The organism is Streptomyces sp. NPDC107765 (assembly GCF_055657085.1).
The window spans coordinates 130,423-140,238 of the sequence record NZ_JBVKBL010000022.1 but is presented as its reverse complement, the minus strand read 5'-3'; the positions used below and the strand labels follow the sequence as shown (position 1 = coordinate 140,238).

3 protein-coding genes, 1 tRNA gene and 1 rRNA gene are annotated in these 9,816 nt (G+C 69.8%); 4 read left to right on the top strand and 1 reads right to left on the bottom strand.

Annotation, left to right across the window (positions count from 1 at the left end; genetic code table 11):
- From rrf to ACZ7MX_RS36405, 3 genes are all read left to right on the top strand, one after another.
- A 5S ribosomal RNA gene (gene rrf, locus ACZ7MX_RS36415) occupies nucleotides 1–92 on the top strand; the annotation flags it as partial.
- 116 nt (nucleotides 93–208) lie between these two features.
- Entirely contained in the window at nucleotides 209–886 is a 678-nt protein-coding gene (locus ACZ7MX_RS36410; protein ID WP_472138562.1) for a DegT/DnrJ/EryC1/StrS family aminotransferase, read from the top strand.
- Between the two features lie 59 nt (nucleotides 887–945).
- Nucleotides 946–1,018: transfer RNA gene (locus ACZ7MX_RS36405), tRNA-Thr, on the top strand.
- Nucleotides 1,019–1,200: 182 nt separating this feature from the next.
- Here the strand turns inward: ACZ7MX_RS36405 and ACZ7MX_RS36400 are convergent.
- A complete protein-coding gene (locus tag ACZ7MX_RS36400) occupies nucleotides 1,201–3,885 on the bottom strand; it encodes a SpoIIE family protein phosphatase (protein WP_472138561.1) in 2,685 nt (894 codons plus the stop codon).
- 265 nt (nucleotides 3,886–4,150) lie between these two features.
- Between ACZ7MX_RS36400 and ACZ7MX_RS36395 the strand changes: the two genes are divergently transcribed.
- Entirely contained in the window at nucleotides 4,151–9,658 is a 5,508-nt protein-coding gene (locus ACZ7MX_RS36395; protein ID WP_472138559.1) for a HAMP domain-containing protein, read from the top strand.
- The last annotated feature ends 158 nt before the right edge of the window (nucleotides 9,659–9,816 follow it).

Here is a 9,816-nt window from a genome sequence, read left to right as displayed (position 1 = left end):
CGCCCGGTTACATTTCGAACCCGGAAGCTAAGCCTTTCAGCGCCGATGGTACTGCAGGGGGGACCCTGTGGGAGAGTAGGACGCCGCCGAACAATTCTTCAGCTCCGGTTCCTGAACCCTTGTGGTTCAGGGACCGGAGCTTTTTTGTTCCGATTTTCGGGTGGTGGGCGTAACTCGACGTTCACCTCATCTGACGAGGATCCGCCTCATGCGGACTGTGGGAACGCTCAAGTCGGCCGGTGTGCGGACCGGGGATGAGGTCGTGGTGCCGGCGTACGGCAACGCCGAAGTGGCCCGGGCCGTCGTGGAGTTGGGCGCGGTGCCGGTGTTCGCCGAGGTGGATGCGGAGAGCTACTGCCTGGACCCGGCGTCGGTGGCCGAAGTGGTGTCCAGTCGGACCGTGGCGGTCGTGGCGGTCCACAAGTTCGGGCGGCCGGCGGAGGTCGGACGGCTGCGTGAAGTGGGGCAGCGGCACGGGCTGTTGGTGCTGGTGGAGGACGAGGCCGGGGCGGATCCGGCGGGTACGGAGCTGCGTCGGACGCATGCGGCGTATCTGGACGAGCGGCTCAGCGGGGTCCGGACGCCGGCGCCGGCGTCGGGGCACCTGTATGCGCAGTACGTGGTGCGGGTGCCGGGGAACGGCCGGCCGGACCGGGATGCGTTCGCACGGGCTGTGCGGGCCAAGGGCGTTGGGTGCCGGGTGCCGGTGCAGGCGCCGGTGTACCGGCTGCCGGGGTTGCGGCGGGATGTGTTCCTGCCGGAGACCGAGCGGGCGGTGGACGAGACCCTGACGCTGCCGGTGCACGCCGGAATGTCGCGGCGCGAGCTGCAGAAGATGGTCAGTGCGTGCAATGCACTGGGGGGATTGCTGCAGCCGGCTTTTTAGGAGCGGGCCAGGTGGTTCGTGAACGCCGCGGAGTTGGGGTAATATTCTTTCTGTTGCTGGCCCCAATAGCTCAGTCGGCAGAGCGTCTCCATGGTAAGGAGAAGGTCTACGGTTCGATTCCGTATTGGGGCTCAAGAGGCAAAAGGCCCTCGCCGAATGGCGGGGGCCTTTTGTCGTATCTGCCCGCGGTTGAGGGGGCCTCAGTTCGTCTGAGTTCGCCTCAGTTCTGTGTGGCCTCGTTAGGGGCCGGAGCGTGTGCGCCGCGGCGCAGGCGGGGGTGGGGCGGGTCACCACGGGGGTGGCCCGCCCCGGGGTCAGCCGGTCTGGGGGTGAGGCTCGGGGACGCGCATGGCGAGGATGGCCATGTCGTCGGAGGCCGGTTCGGCGGCGAAGCGTTCCACGGCGCGCAGGACGCGGGCGGCCACGGCGCCGGCGGTCAGGCCGGTGCAGGTCGTCAGGACGTCGGTGAGGCCGTCGTCGCCGAGCATGCGGGCGCCCTCGCGGCGTTCCGTGACGCCGTCGGTGACGCACAGCAGGACGTCGCCCGGGTCGAGGGTGACGGTCTGCTCGTAGAGCTCGAGGTCGTCCATGACGCCCAGCAGGGGCTGGGGTTCGGCGGCTGGTTCGACCGTGCCGTCCTGGCGCAGCCGGAGCGGCAGGGGGTGGCCGGCGCAGACGACCTTGAGGAGGGCGCTGCCGTCGTCCTGGGGCCAGAGCTCGCCGTACAGGAGGGTCAGGAAGCGGCTGCGGGCTCCCTCGTCGAGGATGGCGGCGTTGAGCCGCTCCAGGACGGCGGGGCCGCCGAAGCCCTCGCGGGCGAGCAGGCGCAGGGCGTGCCGGGCGAGGCCGGTGACGGCGGCGGCTTCCGGGCCGGTGCCGCAGACGTCGCCGATGGCGAAGCCGTAGGCGCCGTCGCGGATCGGGAAGAGGTCGTAGAAGTCGCCGCCGACCTCGTTGCCCTCGCCGGCCGCGCGGTAGATGACCTCGACCTCGACGCCGGCGATGTCGGGCAGCTCCGGGGGCAGCAGGCTGCGCTGGAGGGACTGGCTGATGGCCGTGCGCTCGGAGTAGAGGCGGGCGTTGTCCAGGGCGAGGGCGGCCCGGCGGGAGAGGTCCTCGGCGAGTTCGAGGATCTCCTGGCGGAAGTGCTCCTCGGTGGGCTTGCCGAGGGTGAGCATGCCGATCACGCGGTTGCGGGCGACGAGGGGGAGTACGACGGTCTCGCCGCCGACCGCGGAGGCGGTGGCGAGGGTGGCGCCGGGGCCGCTGGAGGGTCGAGCGGCGTTGCCCAGGCCGAGGCTGCGCATGGAGGTGCGCAGGGCGGCGTCGTGGGCGGCGTCGCTGGGGGCGGTCCAGACGCGGGCGCCGGGGGTGGGGACCGGCTCGGGCGGGTCGACCTTCATCAGGAGGGTCTTCAGCCCGTCGATGCGGTCCTCGTCCTCGTGCAGGACGTACGACAGCTCGGGTTCGGAGGCCTGGTCGGCGACGGTGTAGACGGCGCACCACGTGGCGAGGGTGGGGACCGTCATCTGGGCCATCAGGGCCAGGGTCTGGTCGCGGTCGAGGGTGCCGGCCAGCAGGTCGGACGCCTCGACGAGGAAGGACAGCGAGCCGCGGCGGAGCTTTTCGAGTTCGGTCAGCCGGGCGCGTTCGACGGCGAGGGCGATGCGGTCGGCGGCGAACTGGAGGCGGAGGGCCTCTTCGTTGGTGTAGCGGCCGGGGTTTTCGGCGGCCACGCCGAGCGAGCCGGTCAGCCGTCCTTCGACCTTGAGGGGGACGGTGACGACGGAGCGCATGCCCGTGCCGCTGAGCAGGGGGACGGCGCCGGGGACGGCGGTGAGGTCCTCGTGGACGGCGGGCATCCGGGCGGAGCCGTAGCGTCCGGAGCCGGCCTCGACGGGGACGCGGGCGAAGCGCTGGCGGGCGGAGGGCAGGCCCGTGGAGGCGCGGACCTCCAGTTCGGTCTCGTCGTCGGTGGCGAGCAGGAGGTAGGCGGCGTCGCCGTCGAGCATGTCGCGGGCGCGTTCGACGGTGCGCTGGAGCAGGCCGTCGAGGTCGTCGGGGGCCGGCGAGCCGATGAAGACCTCGAACGGGTCGGAGGGGTGGGCCGCCGACTGGGCGGCCTGGCCGGTGTGCGAAGCGGTGTCGTCGGCGGGGGTGCGCTGGGGGCTCTGGAGGATCGCGCGTTCGTGGTCGCGGACCAGCAGGCAGACCGTGGAGGCCTCGCCGTCGGCGTCGCGGACACGCAGGTGAGAGGCGTAGACGGGGACGACCCGGCCGTCGGAGCCGCGCATGCCGTAGGAGCCCTCCCAGCGGGAGAGCTGGAGCGCCTCGGCGATGCCGGTGCCGGTGCCGGGGGTGTGCGGCCAGGCGGCGAAGTCGGTGAGGGGTTTGCCGATGACCTGTTCGGGGTCGTAGGCGAAGAGGTCCTGGGCGTCCTCGTTCCAGAAGCTGATGCAGCCGCCGCGGTCGATCTGGATCACCGCGACGCGGACCCGGCTGTCGGTGACCGGGAGGGCGTCGACGGGGAGGGCGGGGCCGGCGGAGCGGGTACCCGCGGGGCGCTCGGGGAGGTCGAGCTGGAACCAGACGTATTTCTGGGCGGGGCTGTATTCGACGCCCCAGCGGGTGGCGAGGGCGCCGCACAGGAGCAGTCCGCGGCCGCCCTCGCGGTCCGGGTGGACGATGACCTGGCCGGCGTTCTGGAGCGGAATTTCCCGTTCGGGGTACCGGTCGGCGACGGAGATCTTGACGCCGTCGTCGTCGCGCTGGCACAGGACGTCCGCGGCGGTGCCGGCGTGCACGACGGCGTTGGTGACCAGCTCGCTGGTGAGGACGACGGCGTCGTCGATGATGTCGGAGCAGCCCCAGCCCTGGAGGGTGTCGCGGACGAACGCACGGGCGGTGGCGACCGAGCGCCCGACCGGCTCGAAGGTTGCGGCGGCCCGCGCGGTGATCACTGGTCTCCTCATGCGTGTGTCGGTGATCTGCTCCCCCATGGTCGCGGCGCCCCTCCGGAAATACCTGGTGTGCTCGTGCCACCGCCCGTACGCGAGGTCACGGGGCGGGTGGACAGCCGTATGCCAGGTTACTTACCTTCGCCGCGGCCGAGGATGCCGGTCACGTGTGTTTCCGCCCCAATCGTGCCGTGGGACGGTGTGCGATGCTGCCGAACTGTTATGGCCTGGTTGGGCCATGGTGAAACACTGGGCAAGTATCAAGAGAAAGCCCGGGTAGAACGGTCGACCCTGCGGGAGGGACACGGTGGAGTCTGGCGCAGCGGCGCGGGGCACAAGCACGCGCGCGAAAGGCGGACGTTCCCGGAGCAACGGGACGACCGAGGTGGATACGGCTGCGCTGAATCGGCTGTTGGTCGCTCTGGTTGCCATGCGGGACGGGAACTTCCGCAAGCGGCTCACGGTTTCCGGCGACGGCGTCATGTCGGAGATCGCGGCGGTCTTCAACGAGGTCGCGGACCGCAATCTGCATCTGACGGGCGAGCTGGCGCGGGTGCGCCGGGTCGTCGGACGTGAGGGAAAACTCACGGAGCGGCTGGAGGTCGGCGCCGCCGAAGGCTCCTGGGCCGCGGCCATCGACGCCTCGAACGCGCTGGTGGACGACCTGGTACGGCCGGTTTCCGAGGTCGGCAGGGTGCTCTCGGCGGTGTCCGAGGGCGATCTGGAACAGCGGATGGATCTTCGGTCGCGCAGTTCGGACAGTTCTTCGGAGCATCCCCTGCGCGGTGAATTCTTGAAGGTCGGCCGGACGGTCAACGGCCTGGTGGACCAGCTCTCCGCTTTCACCGACGAGGTCACGCGGGTGGCCAGTGAGGTCGGTACGGAGGGCAAGCTCGGCGGCCAGGCGCGGGTGCGCGGAATGTCGGGTTCGTGGAAGGACCTCACGGAATCCGTCAACACCATGGCGTCCCGGCTGACCGCACAGGTCCGGGACATCGCGCTGGTCACCACGGCGGTCGCCAAGGGTGACCTGTCGCGGAAGGTGACGGTCCATGTCGCCGGCGAGATGCTGGAGCTGAAGAACACCGTCAACACGATGGTGGACCAGCTGTCGTCGTTCGCCTCCGAGGTGACCCGGGTCGCCCGCGAGGTCGGCACGGAGGGCGAGCTCGGCGGTCAGGCCCAGGTCCCCGGTGTGGCCGGGGTGTGGAAGGACCTGACGGATTCGGTCAATCTCATGGCCGGCAACCTCACCGCTCAGGTGCGCGGGATCGCCCAGGTCACCACGGCCGTGGCCAACGGCGACCTGTCGCAGAAGGTGACGGTCAGCGCACGCGGCGAGGTCGCCCAGCTCGCCGACACGATCAACACCATGACCGAAACGCTGCGGACCTTCGCGGACGAAGTGACGCGGGTGGCGAACGAGGTCGGGGCCGAGGGGCAGCTCGGCGGTCAGGCGCAGGTGCCGGGTGCCGCGGGCACGTGGAAGGACCTCACCGATTCGGTGAACAACGCCTTCCGGAACCTGACGGCCCAGGTGCGGGACATCGCGCAGGTGACGACCGCGGTCGCCAACGGTGACCTGTCGCAGAAGGTCACCGTCGATGTGGCCGGGGAAATGCTGGAGTTGAAGAACACCGTCAACACGATGGTGGACCAGCTCTCCTCGTTCGGTGCCGAAGTGACGCGGGTGGCACGGGAGATCGGCGTCGAGGGCGAGCTGGGCGGCCAGGCGGCGGTGCCCGGGGCGGCGGGGACGTGGAAGGACCTCACGGACTCCGTCAACACCGCGTTCCGCAACCTCACCGGTCAGGTGCGCAACATCGCGCAGGTGACGACCGCGGTCGCCAACGGCGATCTGTCGCAGAAGGTCACCGTCGACGTCTCCGGCGAGATGCTCCAGCTGAAGAACACCGTGAACACCATGGTGGACCAGCTGTCGTCGTTCGCCGACCAGGTCACGCGGATGGCCAGGGACGTCGGCACGGAGGGCCGGCTGGGCGGTCAGGCCCGGGTGGACGGCGTCAGCGGCACCTGGAAGGAGCTGACCGACTCCGTCAACTTCATGGCGGGGAACCTCACCTCGCAGGTGCGGCAGATCGCCCAGGTGACCACGGCGGTCGCCCGCGGTGACCTGTCGCAGAAGATCGACGTGGACGCGCGCGGCGAGATCCTGGAGCTGAAGAGCACCATCAACACGATGGTCGACCAGCTCTCCGCATTCGCCGAGCAGGTCACCCGGGTCGCCCGGGAGGTCGGTACGGACGGCCGGCTGGGCGGTCAGGCGCAGGTGCCCGGCGTGGCCGGTGTCTGGCGCGATCTGACCGACTCCGTGAACGGCATGGCCGGCAACCTCACGGCCCAGGTCCGCAACATCGCGCAGGTCGCCACGGCCGTCGCGCGCGGTGACCTGTCGCAGAAGATCGACGTGGACGCCCGGGGCGAGATCCTGGAGCTGAAGAACACCCTGAACACCATGGTCGACCAGCTCTCGTCCTTCGCGGAGCAGGTCACCCGGGTCGCCCGCGAGGTGGGCACCGAGGGCATCCTGGGCGGTCAGGCCGAGGTGCAGGGCGTCAGCGGCACCTGGAAGGACCTCACCCAGTCCGTCAACTTCATGGCGAACAACCTGACGTCGCAGGTGCGCAACATCGGCGAGGTGACGACCGCGGTCGCCCGCGGCGACCTGTCGAAGAAGATCACCGTCGACGCCAAGGGCGAGATCCTCGAACTGGTCACGACCGTCAACACGATGGTCGACCAGCTGTCGCTGTTCGCCGAGCAGGTGACCCGGGTCGCCCGTGAGGTCGGTACGGAAGGCCAACTGGGCGGCCAGGCACGGGTTCCGGGTGTCACCGGCATCTGGAAGGACCTCAGCGACAACGTCAACCTGATGGCCAACAACCTGACCATCCAGGTGCGGAACATCTCACAGGTCTCCGCGGCGGTCGCCAACGGCGATCTGACGAAGAAGGTCACGGTCGAGGCGCGCGGCGAGGTCGCGCAGCTCGCCGACACGGTCAACACGATGGTCACGACGCTGTCGTCGTTCGCCGACGAGGTCACGCGGGTGGCCCGCGAGGTGGGCACCGACGGCATCCTGGGCGGTCAGGCCCGCGTCCCCGGCGTCGCCGGGACGTGGAAGGACCTCACCGAGTCCGTGAACTCGATGGCCAACAACCTGACCGGTCAGGTCCGCAACATCGCGATGGTCACCACCGCCATCGCCAAGGGTGATCTGACCAAGAAGATCGACATCGACGCGCGCGGCGAGATCCTCGCGCTGAAGACCACCATCAACACCATGGTCGACCAGCTGTCGTCCTTCGCCGAGCAGGTCACCAGGGTGGCCCGCGAGGTGGGTACGGAGGGCCAGCTGGGCGGTCAGGCGCAGGTGCGGGGCGTGGCCGGCACCTGGCGGGACCTGACCGAATCGGTGAACGAGATGGCCGGAAACCTGACCCGGCAGGTGCGCGCCATCGCCGCGGTCGCCGCGGCGGTCACCCTCGGCGACCACAACGTCCGGATCGACGTGGACGCGGCCGGCGAGATCCTGGAGCTCCAGGACAACGTCAACACCATGATCGCCACGCTCCGCGAGACCACCCTCGCCAACGAGGAGCAGGACTGGCTCAAGGGCAACCTCGCCCGGATCTCCGGTCTGATGCAGGGCCGGCGCGACCTCAAGGACGTCGCCACGCTCATCATGAGCGAGCTGTCGCCCGCGGTCTCCGCGCAGCACGGCGCGTTCTTCCTGGCGGCGCAGCCGGACAGCCAGGAGATCGGCGCGGACGGCGGCGAGTCGGGCGAGTACGAGCTGCGGCTGATGGGCTCGTACGGCTACGCCGGGGGCAACATGCCCACCACCTTCAAGCCCGGTGAGACGCTGATCGGCACGGCCGCCGAGGAGAAGCGCACGATCCTGGTGGAGAACGTGCCCTCCGGTTACCTCAAGATCGCCTCGGGGCTGGGCGAGGCGCCGCCGGCGAACGTGATCGTGCTGCCGGTGCTGTTCGAGGACAAGGTGCTCGGCGTGATCGAGCTGGCGTCGTTCCAGCCGTTCGCCCAGATCCAGAAGGACTTCCTCAGCCAGATCGCCGAGATGATCGCGACCAGCGTCAACACCATCTCGGTCAACACCAAGACCGAGGTGCTGCTCAAGCAGTCGCAGGAGCTGACCGAGCAACTCCGCGAGCGCTCCGCCGAGTTGGAGAGCCGGCAGAAGGCGCTGGAGCTGTCCAACTCCGAACTGGAGGAGAAGGCCGAGCAGCTGCGGGCGCAGAACCGCGACATCGAGGTGAAGAACACCGAGATCGAGGAGGCCCGGCAGGTCCTGGAGGAGCGCGCCGAGCAGCTCGCGGTCTCGATGCGCTACAAGTCGGAATTCCTGGCCAACATGTCGCACGAGCTGCGCACCCCGCTCAACTCGCTGCTGATCCTGGCCAAGTTGCTGGCCGACAACGCCGAGGGGAACCTCTCCCCGAAGCAGGTCGAGTTCTCCGAGACGATCCACGGCGCGGGCAGCGACCTGCTCCAGCTGATCAACGACATCCTGGACCTGTCGAAGGTCGAGGCCGGCAAGATGGACGTCAGCCCGACGCGGATCGCGCTGGTCCAGCTCGTCGACTACGTCGAGGCCACCTTCCGGCCGCTGACCGCGGAGAAGGGACTCGACTTCTCCGTACGGGTCTCGCCGGAGCTGCCGGCCACGCTGCACACCGACGAGCAGCGGCTGCTGCAGGTGCTGCGCAACCTGCTGTCCAACGCGGTGAAGTTCACCGACACCGGCGCGGTCGAGCTGGTCATCCGGCCGGCCGGCGCGGACGTCCCGGTGGCCATCCGCGAACAGCTGCTGGAACACGGTTCGCTGCGCGACCCGGATGCCGAGATGATCGCGTTCTCCGTGACCGACACCGGCATCGGCATCGCGTCCAGCAAGATGCGGGTCATCTTCGAGGCGTTCAAGCAGGCGGACGGCACGACCAGCCGCAAGTACGGCGGCACCGGTCTGGGCCTGTCCATCAGCCGGGAGATCGCCCGCCTGCTGGGCGGCGAGATCCACGCCCAGAGCGAGCCCAACCGCGGCTCCACCTTCACGCTCTACCTGCCGCACAACCCGGGCGGGCTGCCGCCGCAGGGCTACCCGCAACTGGTCGCCGGCGGGCTGGCGATGGACGCGGAGGCGCGCGAGACGGAGGCGGGGATCCAGGAGGCGGAGGAGCAGCCGCGCCGGGAGGTGGGCGGCGGAAGCCTCAACCGGCGCCGCCGGCGGGCGATTTCCGGGTCCCAGCGGCGGTTCGCGCTGCCGGGCCAGCAGCCGTCCGGCCCGCCGCAGCCCGCCCCGCAGGCGCCCGCGCAGCCGGAGCGGCCGGCCGCCGCCGAGGAGCCCTGGCTGGGCAACGGCCAGGACCTCGTCGAGCCGGGCTTCGAGGGCGGCTTCCACGGCGAGAAGGTGCTCATCGTCGACGACGACATCCGCAACGTCTTCGCGCTCACCAGCGTCCTGGAACAGCACGGGCTGTCGGTGCTGTACGCGGAGAACGGCCGGGAGGGCATCGAGGTCCTGGAGCAGCACGACGACATCGTGCTGGTGCTGATGGACATCATGATGCCGGAGATGGACGGCTACGCGACCACCGCGGCGATCCGCCGGATGCCGCAGTTCGCCGGGCTGCCGATCATCGCGCTGACCGCGAAGGCCATGAAGGGCGACCGGGAGAAGAGCATCGATTCCGGGGCGTCCGACTACGTGACCAAGCCGGTCGACACCGACCATCTGCTGTCGGTCATGGAGCAATGGATGCGCGCGGAGTGAGAGGGCGTCCAGTATGGAGCCGTAATGAGGATCATCGCGTGCTGACGGAGTGTGGCGGCGGACGTGTGGAGGCCCCGGATCCGGGGAACCTTCTCGTCTCTGTCTGCGTTTCTGCTACGTGCACAGTGACATCGCGGTGACAGGGTGTGGCGACAGGC